14 protein-coding genes are annotated in these 17086 nt (G+C 36.3%); 8 read left to right on the top strand and 6 right to left on the bottom strand.

All coding sequences use genetic code 11. The features are described 5' to 3' along the window. Positions 1 to 180: 180 nt before the first annotated feature. Genes ABMA70_RS01120 through ABMA70_RS01110 form a run of 3 tightly spaced genes read left to right on the top strand, consistent with a single transcriptional unit; the run spans position 181 to position 5965 of the window. A complete protein-coding gene (locus ABMA70_RS01120; RefSeq protein WP_103217159.1) occupies positions 181 to 1110 on the top strand; it encodes a class I SAM-dependent methyltransferase in 930 nt (309 codons plus the stop codon). Positions 1111 to 1135: 25 nt separating this feature from the next. Continuing rightward, the gene (locus ABMA70_RS01115; protein WP_392992060.1) at positions 1136 to 1891 is read left to right on the top strand and encodes an N-acetylmuramoyl-L-alanine amidase; all 756 of its coding nucleotides are present in this window, start codon (positions 1136 to 1138) and stop codon (positions 1889 to 1891) included. 54 nt (positions 1892 to 1945) lie between these two features. Then, positions 1946 to 5965 (top strand): hypothetical protein, encoded by a 4020-nt coding sequence (locus tag ABMA70_RS01110; RefSeq protein ID WP_392992062.1) that lies wholly within the window; start codon positions 1946 to 1948, stop codon positions 5963 to 5965. Positions 5966 to 6003: 38 nt separating this feature from the next. Here the strand turns inward: ABMA70_RS01110 and ABMA70_RS01105 are convergent, their stop codons facing one another. Then, positions 6004 to 6747 (bottom strand): hypothetical protein, encoded by a 744-nt coding sequence (locus tag ABMA70_RS01105; RefSeq protein WP_103217156.1) that lies wholly within the window; start codon positions 6745 to 6747, stop codon positions 6004 to 6006. Between the two features lie 176 nt (positions 6748 to 6923). On the opposite strand from ABMA70_RS01105, the gene lexA reads away from it, so the two are divergent. The 4 genes from lexA to ABMA70_RS01085 all read left to right on the top strand — a co-directional run bounded on the left by lexA (position 6924) and on the right by ABMA70_RS01085 (position 11387). Further along, the gene (lexA, locus tag ABMA70_RS01100) at positions 6924 to 7580 is read left to right on the top strand and encodes a transcriptional repressor LexA (protein WP_103217155.1); all 657 of its coding nucleotides are present in this window, start codon (positions 6924 to 6926) and stop codon (positions 7578 to 7580) included. Further along, a complete protein-coding gene (locus ABMA70_RS01095) occupies positions 7573 to 9675 on the top strand; it encodes an AMP-binding protein (protein WP_392992064.1) in 2103 nt (700 codons plus the stop codon). The genes lexA and ABMA70_RS01095 overlap by 8 nt, the downstream gene beginning before the upstream one ends. A gap of 91 nt (positions 9676 to 9766) precedes the next feature. Beyond that, complete coding sequence (locus ABMA70_RS01090) at positions 9767 to 10513, top strand: serine protease (protein ID WP_103217153.1); 747 nt, start codon at positions 9767 to 9769, stop codon at positions 10511 to 10513. Positions 10514 to 10652: 139 nt separating this feature from the next. Beyond that, complete coding sequence (locus ABMA70_RS01085; RefSeq protein ID WP_103217152.1) at positions 10653 to 11387, top strand: serine protease; 735 nt, start codon at positions 10653 to 10655, stop codon at positions 11385 to 11387. Between the two features lie 37 nt (positions 11388 to 11424). Here ABMA70_RS01085 and ABMA70_RS01080 read toward each other — a convergent pair whose 3' ends face one another. The 5 genes from ABMA70_RS01080 to ABMA70_RS01060 all read right to left on the bottom strand — a co-directional run bounded on the left by ABMA70_RS01080 (position 11425) and on the right by ABMA70_RS01060 (position 16303). Then, positions 11425 to 12195, bottom strand: coding sequence for a hypothetical protein (locus ABMA70_RS01080; RefSeq protein ID WP_103217151.1), 771 nt, complete (start codon positions 12193 to 12195; stop codon positions 11425 to 11427). 83 nt (positions 12196 to 12278) lie between these two features. Continuing rightward, positions 12279 to 13460, bottom strand: a complete 1182-nt coding sequence (locus tag ABMA70_RS01075; RefSeq protein ID WP_392992066.1) for a hypothetical protein — start codon at positions 13458 to 13460, stop codon at positions 12279 to 12281. 56 nt (positions 13461 to 13516) lie between these two features. Next, positions 13517 to 14143: a hypothetical protein gene (locus ABMA70_RS01070; protein ID WP_392992068.1), complete on the bottom strand. Its 627-nt coding sequence runs from the start codon at positions 14141 to 14143 to the stop codon at positions 13517 to 13519. Between the two features lie 39 nt (positions 14144 to 14182). Continuing rightward, positions 14183 to 15463, bottom strand: a complete 1281-nt coding sequence (gene eno, locus ABMA70_RS01065; RefSeq protein WP_103217148.1) for a phosphopyruvate hydratase — start codon at positions 15461 to 15463, stop codon at positions 14183 to 14185. A gap of 63 nt (positions 15464 to 15526) precedes the next feature. Then, positions 15527 to 16303, bottom strand: coding sequence for a glutamate racemase (locus ABMA70_RS01060; RefSeq protein WP_158246810.1), 777 nt, complete (start codon positions 16301 to 16303; stop codon positions 15527 to 15529). Between the two features lie 52 nt (positions 16304 to 16355). Between ABMA70_RS01060 and ABMA70_RS01055 the strand changes: the two genes are divergently transcribed. Continuing rightward, on the top strand, positions 16356 to 17084 hold the full coding sequence (locus ABMA70_RS01055) for a hypothetical protein (protein WP_392992070.1): 729 nt from the start codon (positions 16356 to 16358) through the stop codon (positions 17082 to 17084). Positions 17085 to 17086 lie beyond the last annotated feature (2 nt).

Here is a 17086-nt window from a genome sequence, read left to right as displayed (position 1 = left end):
CTCTCCTCACGAAATAGAATGTGAATCAATTGTATATATGTTAAAATTGATAAGCTTTCGTAATATCGTCTTACTTAACGGAAACCTTAGTTGCATACTTTAGTCAGGTACTTGCAAAATATTAAAATTTAAGCATAATCTTTGTGATATCAGCTGCTTGAATTTACAGAAGGAAAAATCATGAGTGCAATCAATGGGCGCATCAAAAAACTTTATCGACATAAAAAGAAATGGGCCAAGAGAAATAATATTGATTCATTTCGCCTCTATGACAGAGACATTCCTGACTTTCCTTTCATTGTTGATATTCACGCCAATTACTGTGTTATTTATAAAAGAAGCATTGATAAGATTGACGCTGATAAGAACCATCTTCCCCTATTGGTTGAGGCCATTAAGGAACACACTGAACTTAACGATGATGCCATTTTCATAAAAGAAAGAAAGGTACAAGGACAGGATTTTCAATATGAAAAATCTAAAGGTGAAACTCCCCTTATTTCTCAAGAAGGTAATTTAAAATTTAAACTAGTTTTAAATAAGTATATTGATACAGGCCTCTTTCTCGATCATAGGCCACTAAGGCAATTATTAGCAAAAGAAGATTTTCAAAATAAAAAAGTATTAAATCTTTTTTGCTATACAGGAAGCTTATCTGTTGCAAGTGCATATGCTGGAGCAACTGTAACAAGTGTTGATATGTCTAATACGTATCTTGATTGGGCAAAAGAAAACTTTAAACTTAATGAATTAGATATCAATAAACATACTTTTATTAGAGAAGATGTTTTAAAATACCTAAAAGATGAAGCTTTAAAGCAGGACAAGAAATACGATGTCATCATCCTTGATCCACCATCAATGTCAAAATCTAAAAAAATGGATGTTGTATTTGATGTGCAAAAAGACCACGAGCTTTTAATTGAGCACTGTTCAAAACTTCTTGAAGATAGTGGCGTCCTCTATTTTTCAAATAACTTACGTAGCTTTAAACTTAGTGAGCAAGTACAACAGAGCTTTGAAGTCAAGGATATGACAAGATGGAGCATCCCTGAGGACTTTCATGATCAAAAGATTCATAAGCTTTATAAAATCCATTTGCACTGCTAGAGGGATATCCATATAATAACTATACATGATTAAAAACTTACTTCTTATTTGTTCCATCTTATTCGTATCACAGACGTTTGCAGCGACTGTACTGATTGACCCTGGTCATGGCGGTGAAGACTGTGGGGCCAAGGCAAAAGTGTGGAGAAAAAAGAAGCTAAACGTTGTTTGTGAAAAAGATGTCACACTAAAAATTGCTGTTAAATTGAAAAAGTATATCAATGAAACAAAGAGGCACCGCGCTTATTTAACAAGAACAATTGATAAAACAGTCTCTCTACAAAAAAGAGCAGATATGGCCGACATTATTAAGGCCGATATTTTTATTTCAATCCACTTAAATGCGGCCGAAGACAATAGCTCAAGTGGCTTTGAAACATACTACTTAAACAATCACCAAGATGCTGCGATCGCAAAAATTGAAGCGGTAGAAAACCGAGATCTTGAAGGAAAACAGGTCATCATCAACAATATTCTAACTGATCTTGTCGTTGAGCGTGTTGCACCAGAATCTAAAAAGCTTGGGACTAAAGTTCACGATGAATTAGGAAAGCTTCTAACAAAGAATTATAAGATGAAAGACCGAGGCCTAAAACCGGGCCTTTTCTATGTACTAGCATTATCAAAAAGACCTTCTATTCTCTTAGAGGCCGGCTTTCTTACGAACACTACTGAAGCCTCTCTTGTTTTAGATGATTGGTTTCATCACCTCTATGCAAAATACTCAGCAAAAGGGATTATCAGCTACTTAGACTCAATCTCTGGCCCAAGTCTTTTTTAATACCTCAACATTTCCCTCAAGTATTAATCTAAACATTCCGAAAAGATCAATGAAATGTATCGTTTTATTGTTATTTTATTCATATTTATATCTACGACCTTTCAAGTCTATGCTTCAGACGATCTGTCGGCCTGTGTTTTAAAACGTGGCAATATTAAATCAGATGCACAAAGTGCAACTCCGATATGTAGTGCAACTATCCTCGATCGAAATACGATAGTATATGAACAAAGTTGTACACGTACATCTAACCCAAGGGCCCTACAATTAACTCGCTATTATGTATCTTGTCATAACGATAGCATTAGCTATCGAATTCCCGCTGTCAGATACAATCAAAGAGATGCTGCTCATAAAACCCTAAAGCTAGACACACCCATCGCCTACTTTCCAACAAAGCATCATAGCGACGAAAATCTTTCTAATTGTAAAATTAAAGCAGCATCAAAAGAAGTTGATGTAAGATCAACACATCTTATAAGTGATATTAAAAAGCTTAAACTTTCGAAGTCATATAGCGCTTCACCTATTATTTGCCAAAATCTAACGAATCAAGAAGAGATCCTTGCTGGGATAATCTCTAGTGATGGACAGTTTATCCCTATGAATAAACTGAAAGAACAGTATGAGCTTGAGTCTGATTTTTTAGCTACTCTCGAGGACACAACTTATAGTGAAGAATCGGCAGTTATCGTTTGTAATAATGCAGCAGAGTGTATTGCAAACCTTATTACTCCTGCCATTGAATTAAATGATCAATTAAACGAAATCATCTCTAAGCTAAATGGATACGAAAAAACTTCTATTGCAAAAGAAAGGCAAGAGCTTACAAATGAATTTCGTGATCTTGAAAAAGAGTGTCATCGTAAGTCACTTACAGCAAGACTTAGCTACTCAAATATGGAATCCCCTGACTTTGGAGACAAAACAATGGGAGTCATTGAAAGAGGTGCTATTGGCGTCTTTAACTTCTTTGGAAGCATTAACCCATTTGATAAAGAAGAATTTCTGTATACAACATTTAAGAATATTGGTGCAATTTCTGAAAACTTAACAGAGGCAAGAATTAAAGAAATATTTGATGATGTTAACAAGAAGGATATTGGTAATTTCGATAAAATAAGGGAGCTAGCAAGTGCTTACTCAAAAGAAGTTGTCAATTTACTACTTGATGACATGAAGACTTTTTCTAGTGAACAAGAAAAGATGGCCTTTGTTACACCTTACCTTAAAGACTTAGATAAGTGTCTTAATAAGGCCGTCAGAAAAGATCAAGTCATCGAATGTTCAAATATATTCACAAATAATATTGCACTAGCTATAGGTGAGAAAGAATTAGAAAAACAAATTGGCCTTAATTTCACACCAGAAGATGGTATACTGACACTTAAATCAAAGTCAACAAACGCATATATGAAGTGTGTGAGTGAAAACTTTAATAAGTTTGAAAAGATCATCGACACAACATCAGTCGTTAAAGGTTGTGTCTATACAGGAATCCTAGAAAGTTATCATCGTACTCGTGCTGGACGTGTTAATGATGCAATTAAAGGCTACACAGGGAAATCACAAAACAACGCTATTGTTGGAGATATACTAAGAAAGTCAAATAACTGTCGTTATGCACCTATTGTTAATGAAAAGAGTCAAACACCACAAGAATATCTTGTGCTTGCTAAAATGAGTACCGAACAATTCACAAAAACAATTGGTGAATGTATTGATAGTCTTAAGATGAGTGCAACTTACGATGTAGTAGAAATTGCAATCTTAACTAATCCAAAGATATCTGAAAGCCTATCTCAAAATGAAAAAAATCTTTTAATTGAAGAAATTAAAACGAAGCATCTACCGGCCTGTATGAATGCAAAGAATACAACTGACGGAAATGAGTGTTCAGCATTTATTACGGCCATGGCAACAGCACAAGCTGCAAAGTCAATTTTAGCACTTGAGTTTGATAAACAATTTGATGCTCTTAATATCGACGAGGCCCAAAGAGTTCGTCTTTCTCAAAGAATTATTGGAGATTATGAAATTTGTATTGAACGAGCAAAAAGAGAAATATATCGAGACCTGACAAAAAACATTGATGAAAATCTTATTAACCAGTGCTTAACAGGGGCCATCACTTCCCTTTCAGGATCAATTCTAAAAGATAGTATTTATAAAGCAACAAGTGACAAAGGTATTGCTGACACAGTAGTTGAAGCGGCAATATCAGAGCAAGAGCTATCAAGAGTAAAGAATACAATGAAAGGTTGCCTAGAAAGCGATCTTTCAAAACACACATCATTAGGCTCATATCAAGATGAAATGAACAATATTATTTCGGCCTGTACATTTAAAACCCAAAGGAGTGTCATTGGTTTAATTGCAAAAGAAATGGCACATGCTCAAGTAAAAGAGTTTAACTTACCAACAAACGAGGTTAATTCCCTCAATAGATTTATCGAGAATCACATAAGTAATAGTACTCCTGATAATCTTGATAGCAACGTCGACACCCTAACTCCTCTACTTATTAAAAGAGTTGCTCCTGGAGCAATTGAAAAGACTCTAGAGGATTTTAAGTCGAAATTTACAAAAGCAGAATTTGAAGCAGCAAAAGAGAAAATCAGCACCCAACTTAACAATTGTCTTGATAAGACACTTGCAGATAAAGAAAGAAACAGTGAAATAAACGCAACAACGGCAGCGAGTGTTTGTATGTCAGTGACTGTTAAGGATGCTTACCGTTCACTTGCTCCAAAGATTATAAAAGAAACGATTGCACCACTTTTTAGCAACGAACCAAACAAAGTAGCATCTCTAACTCAAACATCTTCAAGAAATTTAATGAAGTGTCTTGACTCGGTAAGTGATGATATAAAAGCACAGGATAACGCAAAAGATTGCCTTAGCAGTGAAATTGGAAATATCGCCAAATCAATTGCTAAGACTCTCCTTTCTGATCTTAATAAGTTTGCAAATCCAAATGCAACATTACAGGACTTCACAAAATCACAAGCATACCGCGAATTTGAACGTTGTATTGATGGGCCAAGAAACCCTGATCTAGAAGAGGCCACTCAAAATATGAACTCTTGTGTTACTAAACTTGAAGCACAAGCAAAAGATGAAGTTAAGAATCGTTTTATTCAAGTCTACGGAAGACAAAACCCAGAGCAACTAGGAAAGGTCATGGATATCCTCCTCACCATTCCTGCAAAAGCTCAAGAAACTGGTCACAAACAAGATTCTTCATCTTCTGAGGGAATGCCGAATGCACAACTTATTTCAACTCTTGAACTAGTAGGATCTACACTTAAGTATTCATGCGAAAATAATACTGCTATCTGCGATCAGGCAATTCACAACACAACAATTGCAATGCAAAGGCATGGCCTTGATAATCCTTCGTCTTCAACAGCACAAAATACCCAGGCCCTCATGGAAAGTGAACTGCTTGAAAACCTCATCACTTCACAATTGGGAATGAATTTAAATGAAGTCTTTAAAAAAGAGCTAGCTTCTTATAATGGGCCAGATAATCTTGTTATCGAAAAGATTGAAGATATTACAAATAATCGTCTGCTAACAGATATTATGAGAACACCACAAGGGCGCAAGCTTAAAGAATATATTCTTAAAAAAGTTGAAGAAGGTGCAATTGATAATATTGCAGAGGATACTAATCTTAGAAAATTACTTGCTCAAGCACTTACAAGTGATACGAAAGATGGATCATTTGGCGATCAACTCTCGTATGCTCTTGTTCAAACTGAGCTTAATCGCATGAGAAATCGCTCACGTGGCCTAAGAGGTTTCTTTAGAGAGTTTACGATAAACGCAGGAGACCTCCTAAATATTATCGATAAGAAAGATTTCAAATGGTATAAAATTACTAAAACAAGAACTGGTGCTCGTGCTCGAGAATATATAATTAAAGAAATTATTGCACCAGCGATTGAAGGGCGTGATTTAAGCGCGGAAAGGGCATCTTCTAAGAAGTATAAGAACCAGCAAGAAGAAAGGCTGGATCGTTTCAAATCAATGCTAACAGATGCTTTAAAAGAGGCAAACAAACTATAAAAAAAGGCTTCCATCGGAAGCCTTTTCTATTTTAATTCTTAATTCATTCTTTGTAGTAGGCCATCTCCATTTACGTAGAAGATATCTGTTTCATCAATCGATTTCAAAACTGATGATGCCTTGTAGTTAATATTAACTACTGCTGAAGCAACTGGTGAATCCATGCTTCCCTGATTTGCAATTGACATAATCTCACTTGAAGCTGAGAAGTTAAATCCCCAAGAAACACTTACGTTACTTGCACTTACAAAAAGGCCAGTAATATAAGATCCCTTGCCTTCAAACTTTCCACCGTATTGAAATACAACTGTATAAACGAATGAGATAACCTCAGAGCCAAATCCATTGCGGTAAGCAACTTTGAATGAGCGAACAATTGGAGCTCTCCAGTGAGACATTGAAGAGAATGTTCCATTAACATCTTCCATATTTGGGATGATACTGATTGGTTTTGTAAACTTTGTGCTACTAACAGGTTTTCCTGCATCGACAATCTTCCAAATCTTTTGCCCAAGGGCCAAAATCTTATCAACTGTCATAAAGACTTCACCAAGTCCTGCGCCACTCTTCTCATTTGTTAACTTGTTATAAACAAGTCCATAACGAGGATAAACTTCAGTTACTTCACGATCAACAATCTCAAGATACTGTTCTTGATCTCTTGCATCGAGCTTTTCAAACTTCGCTTTATTCAGCGCTCTAGCATCTAGAGAGAATGCATTCGTACTAAATAGTAATGTAGCGATAACTGCCAAACGACTTAAACTTGTAAACGATTTCATGGACCCTCCCTTTAATTTGATGACCTATAAGTAGCTATTTCAAGGCCCTACGTCAATTCAAGAAAGAGATGATTTTTGATTGTAAGTTTTTTTCACAAAAACCGTGAAAAATATTCACAAAGTATGTGAACAAAACTTATGTTGACTTACGCATATCTTACGCATAACATATTGTTATGGCATTAACAAAGAAACAAAACCAAGTTTATCTCTATATAAAGAATTACTACCTGGCCGAGGGCTATGCTCCTACGCAAAAAGAAATTAAAGAGCATTTTGGCCTTAAGTCATTCGGTTCCGTAAATAAATATATGCACTATTTGCAAGAGGCCGGAAAAATCGAAGTTGACTGGAATGCTCGTCGTGGAATTAAGTTACTGGATGTGGAGCAAACAACATCTAATGTTGATCAACAACTAGCGTCCTTAACAAATATGAGTCCACAATTTAGCGAGATTCCCCTTCTTGGTGATGTTGCAGCAGGAAATCCAATTGAGGCCATCGAAAACCCAAGTGAGCACACTCTCGTACCAAGTCATATGGTCTCAAGGCCAGGAAGATACTTTGCACTAAATGTACAAGGTGACTCCATGATTAACGACGGTATTCACGAGGGAGATATTCTCGTTTGTCGTGCGCAAGAAAATGCTAACCAAGGCCAAACAGTCATCGCTCTTGTTGATAATGAGGCCACAGTTAAAAACTTCTTTAAGAAGAAAAACTCAGTTGAGTTGCATCCTGCAAATGATCGCCTCTCACCTTTTGTCATCACAGCAGAAAATGACTTTCGAATCGCAGGTGTTGTTGTTGGTCTAATGCGAAGTTATGAATAAAATTGGTTTTATATCAAAACTCATTGCTAATGCCTCGGGGCCATTTATCTATCAAGATGGTAAGTGTGTTCTTAGCTATGAAGAATTAAAATCTCAAATACAAGAACTAGACGAAGCATCAAAGGCCGATGGTAAAAACTTAAGCTACAAAGTTTTATCCTGGCGTCCAGACAATAATATTTGCTTCCTCATTGAATACTTTCGCTTAATCGAGCATGGAATAACTCCAATCCTAGTTGATGCAAGAAGATTAGAAGCTTCACCCAAAGACTATGATCTCGATAGTTTAATAAATGCAAAGCTTGAGGGAATTCTTAACGAGAAATCATGCGCAAGTGTCATTTACACCTCTGGCTCCACGGGCCGTCCAAAAGGTGTAAGACTAAGTCTTGAGTCACTTTTAAATAGTGCACAAGCAACCGTAGAACATTATCATATAGCCCCTAATGACAACTGGGCCTTATCACTTCCACTTTTTCACATCGGTGGAATCATGATTGCTTGGCGCAGCCTTATTGCGGCCAGTTCACTTACTATTGTTAACGCCGCACAATTAGAAAATGATTTAATACTCAATACACAAATTACAATCTGCTCTCTGGTTCAACTTCAACTAGCAAGATTAATCGATGATCCTCAAATGATTTCGAGAATGAGTCAAATGAAGGGTGTCGTTCTTGGTGGATCAAAAGTGGCAACAGCATTGATAAATAAAGCAACACAAGAAGGGATTTATTTATCAAACTCATTTGGGGCAAGTGAGTCTTGTGCGCAGTTTCTGGCAACCCCCTTTACAAGAGACAAAAAACTTCTAAGCACATGTGGCAAACCCATGGATGGCAAAATTAGCATTATCGATGCTAAATGTGTTCTAGAGGGAAAGAGCATCGCTCTTGGCTACCTACACGGCCAAGACTTCAATCAGAAGTATTATACTAATGACCTGATCGAAGTTGATCAAGACGGTAATTACACAATCAAAGGGCGAAGTGATTTCGTTTTCCAAAAAGCTGCAGAGAATATAAATCCTGAAATCATTGAAGAGAAACTTTCTAAATTCTTCAAGAATATTTATGTGTCACCCTTAAAAAACGAAAGGTATGAAAATCTTATTGCCATTACTTATTGCGATGACATTTCATTAAAAGATGCGCAAGAGACTATTGAGCGAGAGCTTATCTCTTTTGAGAGACCACACCTACTATTTAAGGCCATGGACCTCAAAGACGTGCAAGTGGCGGTGAAAATAAATCGAGAAAAAATAAAAGAGCTCACTAATAAACTCTTTTTAAAATTTGATGAAGAAATTGCAATCAGCGTTCAAGGAAACCCTAATGGTGATCTTATTTTCATTTCTCACGGTTTTATGGGAAATGCACTAGAGCTAGAAGAGGCCACAAATGGCCTGGCAAAGGACTACCTACTTATCTATCTCGACCTACCGGGACACGGAAAGAATTACAAATTAAATTCTCTTAAAACATTTAAGCAACAATTAATTTCTTCTCTTAAGAAAATTGATAGAGATAAGAATGTACATTTCATTACATATTCGATGTCCGGGCGAATCTTTAACGAGATTCTTCGAGACAATGAATTAGCAGATCTTACTAATATTAAGAATTTTATAAATGAAAGCGGCGCTCCAGGATTTCTAGGAAATGAAGAAGAAAGACAAAAACGTCTCGCACATGACTCTGGCCTTTTTGATGGAAAGAATGAAAAAACATTCTTCCGAAATTGGTATGATCAAGGCGTCTTTAAAGGAATGAACGATTGTCTTGGCATAGATGAAATGCTTACTCGCAAAGAGAAAGAATATGTAAAGTACGCTCAAGCCTGGTCTAAGGTATCACCACAACTTTCTGTTGCTATGCAAAGGGACTTAAGAGATCTTAACGAATTACCACAAGGCATCACATATCATTACCTCTGCGGCGCTCTAGACACAAAGTACAAGGCATACTCTAACGCCTACACACAATCTGATCACGTGAAATTTCATAGCTATATAATAGATGATACTTCTCATAATATACACTTTATGAATAAAGAGACTTATTCAAATCTTCTTAAAAAAATATTCAAATCTTAACTTTCTAACAACTTCTTACTATCTCAAATACATATTTGTCGTTTACTTTTTGACGACCTAATATATTTCTTCACGAACTAAGGAGAGAAGAGTGAAAAAAATATTTCTACTAGCGATTTTACCATTTTCAATTTTTGCCACGGATAAGACAATTTGCGGAATGGATGATCGAGTACCTTCAAGTGATCCAAAAGTTGGTCGCTCACTTGAAAGAGCAAGAGATAAAGCAGGTTGTACAGTAACACTTGTATCAAACTCATGTGCTATCTCAGTAGGTCACTGTGCTGCTACATTCAATGTTATTGAATTCAACACTCCTGCTTCAACAAGAAGAGGAATTGCACACCCAGACCCTAAAGATATTTACGAAGCTGATAAAGCGACTATTAAATATAAGAGCAATGGCCAAGGAGATGACTGGGCCGTTTTCAAAATCAAGCCTCATAGAACGACAGGTCTACTACCGGGTCAAGCACAAGGCTTCTACCCTATCGCTAAAGATATTCCTGCAGTTGGGACAATTCTTTCAATCACAGGTTATGGAAACGATAACGAATTTGAAAGAAAGTTTGCTCAACAAAATAATATTGGCCCATTAACTGAAATCGGTGGTGACTATTATGGACAGCATCGTGCTGCAATTTTAAACCACAGAGTTGATACAATGGGTGGAAACTCTGGCTCAAGCGTACTTAACCTTGAAACAGGTGAAATCGTTGGAGTACACTCTCACGGTGGATGCTACGGAAGTGATGAATCAAATGCGAATGCTGGAACTGTTCTTCAACTACATGCAGAGTTTAAAGCGGCCGTTGAAAACTGCCTAGCAAGTGAATGAAGAAAACTAATTCTATTGACTACAATATTAGGCCTCTGCTAAGTCAGAGGCCTTTTTATCTCTATAAACTCTACACTAAGCATTGATAACAATTCAGAAATCCTTTAAATTAACGCATCACACAGCAACAAGGATTTCCATGAATAGATTATTACCTATTTTTATATTACTTATCACGCCTTCAATATTTGCCTTAGAAAAATCAATATGTGGTAATGATGATCGAATTCCTTCAAATGAACCCAAGGTAGGTAGAGCTCTTCGTAATGAAACTGCAACTGATGCCTGTACAGTTACGATGATTTCAAAAAGTTGCGCCCTATCAGTAGGTCACTGCAAGAAGTACTTTAATATCATCGAATTCAATACGCCTGAGTCTGACAAAAATGGCATAAACTACTCATCTAAAGAAGACACATATAAAGTAGATCAAAGCTCAATTACTCTTAGTGATGCTGGACCAGGAAATGACTGGGCCGTTATGAAAATACTACCAAATGAGACGACACAAAAGTACGCTGGAGATGTTCAAGGCTTTTATGAATTAGATTACTCTGTTGCAGCAAGTAAATCACTTATAAGTATTACTGGCTACGGAGTCGATACTGAAGCAGAAAGATCTTTTGCTCAACAAAACGGCATCGGTTATATAGAGAGTATTGGAAGAACTGGCCTAATTCGCCATAAGGTTGATACGACTGGTGGTAATTCTGGCTCAAGTATTATTAATCTAAAATCGGGAAAAATTGTTGGTGTTCACTCACATGGTGGCTGCTCAATCAATCACTATAGTAATACAACAAATCTTGGAACAAGTGTTTCGACAAATATATCATTCAATAAAGCGATTCAAGCTTGTCTTGATTCAGAATAAAAAAAGCCTCTCATAAGAGAGGCTTTATTTTTTTAATTTATTTCTTTTTCTTCTTACCTTTCTTTTTCTTAGTACCTTTCTTCTTGCGGTTCTTAGCGATAAAGATTCCAGCACCAACAACAAGCGCAAGGATCAGATAAAGAGTCATATCATCACCACCGGCACCTTTACCTTTTTGTCTTTGGCCACCAACGCCAATATCATTAAGACCTGCTTCGTTATCTAAGAAGTCACCTGAAGCACCCGGAACTGCTTCACCTTTATTACCAGCGAGCTTAAGCCCATCAGCATCATTCTTAATGCGAGAAAATACCTGCATCGTCTCAATGATCTTATCAAAAATTGGCTTATAAGTTTGGTAGTGTTCCTTTGCAACTGAGAACGTTACAGCTACACCTAACTCTCCTTTTACAGTCGCAAGATAACGAGTATAAAAGCCAGGAACCTCACTTGATAAGTGAAGTGAATCAACCCAAGTATGACCTTGACCTTGAATCTTCTTCATTCTCGTGTATGAAGGTTCTGAAATTTGTGTTTTTCCACCAGGTAGCTTAAATGTTTTGGCCTGCTCTAAATAGGCCTTGTATTGAATTAAGTCATCTTGTTTACCACGGTGCTTGGCCGCGAAAATAATGATGGCCTCTTTCTTTCTTCTATCATTTGTCGACTGACAAACATACTCACTTCCCTCAATAGAACACTCCCAACCATTTGGTAGTTCGAACTCAAGAAAGTTAGAAGTATAAGGTTTTGCAATTACAGCTGATGTGGCCAGTAGGTAGAAAGCAATTAGAATTTGCTTCATCATCGATAATATCCTTTTTATGTTTATATTCAATATTTTAGCTTAACTTACAATTATATCAATTACTAAATATTTCCTCATTTCAACTACTTAATCCTGGCAGCAAAGCCTTTTTCTATTGGCACCTTACGGTAACGTGCCACAACTTTTATAATTGATGAAGCACTTGAAACTTCATAAACCTTGCCTTGAGCAACTAATATATTTCCGCCGAAGTAGTCTGTTTTATAAATATCAACAATATTTCCAACTTGAATATCGTCAAGAGAGCCATGATCAATCTTAATGAAAACTCCCCTAGGTGAAACCTTAATAACATTGGCCTCGACAGAGTACTCTTTAAAACTCTCTTCAAATTTCTGCTGAGCAGTTACACCACCAGTAGTCCAAGTAAGACCTAGAGTTGTATAAAAGTCTTTATCAGTTGAAGTTCCAACAACCTTTGCACCAACTGTTGCATAAGCAAGATACTTCTTTCCAAATAGAGTTTGAGCACTAACGTCTAAGTTTAGGAATTGGCGATTAATCGAATTCCACCTTGAAGTGTAACCACTAGCAACAACAGGCTTTGCGTTCGGATTATCAGTGTATTCATCACCACCCAATGAGTAGACACCATTTGCAGAAAGCCAAAAGGCCCAATCAACATAATGCTTTACAAGTCTTGCATCAAAAATGATCTCTGAAGAAATAGGGGCCCCAGGAATACGGTAACCAACCTTGAAGTCGTATGATGTCCACTTTGTTGATTCAAATTTAGCTAGGAAATTGAGCTCAAGATCATTTCCACCGTCACCTAAGATTAATTCATCACTTGGCGCTGAACCAGAATACGTATCAACAGTATAAGGCCTGAAGCGATAAAATGCGTTTACAGCAAAATCTTTTCCATGCATTTTATCAAAAGCATAGAATGCTCCGACATAAAAAGACTCAAGCCCAGCTGTCGTTTGCGTCTCAAGAGTATCACCACTACTTACATATCGTCCTTTAAGGCCAGCAAGAAGTTGAAACTTAGGCATGATGGCATATTGATAATCAATATTTGCATCAAGTAAATTGTAGCTTACATCATCATTGTAAACCACTTCATTACCCTCACTATCAACTTGAGAAAGTGTCGAAGAAAAGCTGCCTTCAATCTTAACTTTGGATGCACCTTTATTTAGTGCAGTAGCGTCTGATTGATAGATTCGAGGGTTTGCTAAGGCCTGTAGGCCAGAGGCAAACAAAATCGTTAACGAAATAAAGATCTTTATAAATTCCATATGTTATATAGAATAACCTTCTTTATTACTTTTTAATATAGATAGAATTCTTTTACCTAGCAGGCGATATTTTGTTTAATATGTCCGATTTTATTAATCAGGATTATCGTTATCCATTTCTCATTCTCTAAGTAACTTTGAAATGTAATGCCATTTTCACTAGCAAGACGCTTCATTGAGAGTAGGCCAATGCCATTTGATTGTTGTTCTAAGTCTGTGTGCTCATTAATTTCATTTGAGAAAGTTAGTTGAATCTTCTCATCAACTTCACTGATGTGACACTCAATCATACTTTTGGGACTCGACCAAAGATATAAATTTTTTGAGATATTTTTTATTAGGCGTTCAAAAATTTGTCCATCACAAGAAAATTCAATAGGGGCCAGATCACTTTGAAAAATGGAAACTTTTAAGTCGACCTTTAATTGATAAATTTCAAATTGTCTCTTACAAGTATCAATAAGACTTTCGACACTATATGAATCTGTATCCTTTAAACGCTTAAATTGGGATGATATTTGATTTTCTAAGGCCTGAACTTCATTATAAATAAGATTAAGACTTGCTTGCTCCATCTGACCATGACGAGACTCTAAATAGAGCTTCAGGCCATGTGTGTGATTGAGAAGATCATGGAGAAAATGTAGTGCTTCGTTATCTGACTTAGGTATATTTTTAGACATAAAAAAAGGCCTCTTAAAACGAGGCCTTTATATTTTGACTTAGATTAATCCGTCGTACTTTGCTTCACTACCAAGGGCCTCTTCAATTCTTAGTAGTTGATTGTATTTTGCAAGACGATCACTTCTTGAAGCAGAACCTGTTTTAATAAGTCCACTCGAAGTTGCTACAGCAAGATCAGCAATGAAGGCATCACTTGTTTCTCCTGAGCGGTGAGAGATAATTGCTCTAAAGTTATTTTCAAAAGCTAGCTTTAACGTATCAAATGTTTCACTTAGAGAACCAATTTGATTAATCTTAACTAAGATTGAGTTTGCCTGCTTTTTCTCAATACCTTCAGCTAGGATCTTCTTATTTGTTACAAATAAGTCATCTCCAACTAGTAAGCATTTATCCCCTAACTTTTCAGTCAGTTTTACCCAACCAGAATAGTCAGCTTCATCAAGCCCGTCTTCAATTGAATATATCGGATATTTTGAAACTAAATTTGAGTAATATTCAACCATATCCTCACTTGAATAGCTCTTACCTTGCATTTTGTAGCTTCCATCTTTATAGAACTCTGAAGCAGCTGCATCAAGGCTGATCGAGATATCTTGACCTGGTTTATAACCGGCCTTCTCAATAGCGCTGAGAATTAGATCAAGGGCCTCTTCGTGTGACTTAAGAGATGGTGCAAACCCACCTTCATCACCAACATTTGTTGAATATCCTTTTTCTGTTAAAACACTTTTTAGAGCGTGAAAAGTTTCAACACCAGCTCTTAGGTTTTCACTAAATGACTTTTCCATATGAGGAATAATCATAAATTCTTGAATATCAAGATTATTTGAAGCGTGCTCCCCACCATTGATAATATTCATCATAGGAGTTGGTAAGCGATACTTATCACTTGCCACTGGAACACCTAGATCTTCTCTTAAATAAGCATAAAGAGACTTTCCTTTTTCAAGAGCACCTGCACGAGCAACACACATTGAAACAGCAAGAATAGCATTAGCTCCTAACTTTTCTTTATTTTCTGTTCCATCAACATCAAGCATTGCTTGATCAACAGCTCTTAAGTCAAAAACATCCATTCCGATAATTTTTGGCGCGATATATTCATTGATATTTGAAATTGCCTTTCTAACAGATTTTCCAAGGTAGTAAGACTTGTCACCGTCTCTTAACTCAAGCGCTTCTTTAGAGCCAGTTGATGCCCCAGAAGGAACTGCTGCACGGGCCATAAAACCATTTTCAGTTACTAAATCAACTTCAACAGTTGGGTTTCCTCGTGAGTCTAAGATTTGACGTGGAGTAATAGATTTAATTTTAGACATATACCAATCCTTCGTTAGTTTAAAATTTGCCATATTTTAACTTACGCTTTTAAGGATCGTCACTTAGAAAAAGGGAAAACCTTCTAAATTTTGCTTTTTAACTTTGCGCCATAAATCTGGGCTTCGACTATCACGATAATAGAAGAAATCGACGATTTGAGCATCTTCGTTTATGACACATTGATCTGCCATATGCTTGGCCACATGATAACAAGGAGAAATACTTTGGGCCCCAACATTGGCCTTAAATAGCTCTTTGACGAAAGGATAGTGAGTACAACCTAAAATTATATAATCATAACTCTCTTTCTGGCCTGAAGGAAAAATTGAATCAACTATCTCTTTAGAAATCTCATCTTCATTGAGCCTTCCACTATCAAAACTGTCTTCAATAATTTTAGCTAAATTCTTTGATACGCGGTAAACCAAGTGTTCTTTTGGATCATAGCGCTCTTTCAAGCTCTGAAAACGCATAGAATCTGCAGTAATCTTAGTTGTTAAAACCACTCCCTTTTGCTTTTTAAGCTCTGGGCGCAGGTTAATGACATTAATAAATGGTTCAATCCCAAAAAAGCGAATATTTGGGTAATTAGTGCGTAATTCATTAATGGCCATGGCCGTAGCAGAGTTACATGCAATTAAAATGGTATCAATTCCATGAGAGATAAAGTCTTCGACAATACTCTGACAAAAAGTAAATACTTCTTCTTTTGTCTTATTGCCATATGGTGCATTCAGGCGATCTGCAAAGTAATAAATTTCGCAACGATCCATAAGTTTTGCGACTTCACGCAACACGCTAAGTCCACCAATGCCAGAATCAAAAATACCTATCTTCAATATTTCACCTTAAATGCTAGACATCCCTAAAAAAGTCGTTATTTTATCCCTTATGGGTATTAAAAATAAATTCGTAAACTTTTTCACTAGAATTAATAAAAACCGTCTATCTAATGATGATAGCAGAGACAAGCTCTTAAAGTCTATGCAAGAGTCGCTACAAAGTCCGGTGAGAATTTGCTTGGCCCATAATGTTTTTGAAAAGACACCTTTGCGTGATGATCGAAAAAATCTTCATGATACCTACCTTCACGTTGAGAGCAATGACCATAATTTACTTTTGCACTTTGATCAAATGAACATTCTCAATTTAGTGGATAAAGAATTTATCGAATATCAAAACGAAGTCGAAAATTTTGATGCAAAGAAATTTGAACAATACGCCGTTAAGGCCATGATCGATGGTTCAATTGAGAACTTAAAATCAATCCCACCAAAGACAGGACTAAACGAAGACAAATCACTTGAGTGGCTAAAAGTAACTCTACTAACGCTAAAAAAGTCACTGGCCCGTATTGATCATAGAAATACAATTTTAAGTTACAAGGTGTTTTTTGGACAATGGGAGCAATCCCCTATTCTTAGAGTCATGATTTACAATCTTGATATTAAGCTAATTTTCAATAAGGATCAGTTAAAGCTAGAAGTTAAAAATAAAGAGAATCGAGCTGAATTTGATTCTCAAGCAAAAAAATATGAAGCTAGTTTTGGCCAGCTTCATAATGATGTATTAAATGAAATAATTAATTTATTTGTGAGTTTAAAACAAAGCGTCAGCTAGTT

Source organism: Halobacteriovorax sp. XZX-3 (genome assembly GCF_043196495.1).
In the GTDB taxonomy this organism is placed as follows: domain Bacteria; phylum Bdellovibrionota; class Bacteriovoracia; order Bacteriovoracales; family Bacteriovoracaceae; genus Halobacteriovorax_A.
Note: the sequence above shows the minus strand (reverse complement) of the source record. Positions and strands in the feature narration are given on the sequence as shown.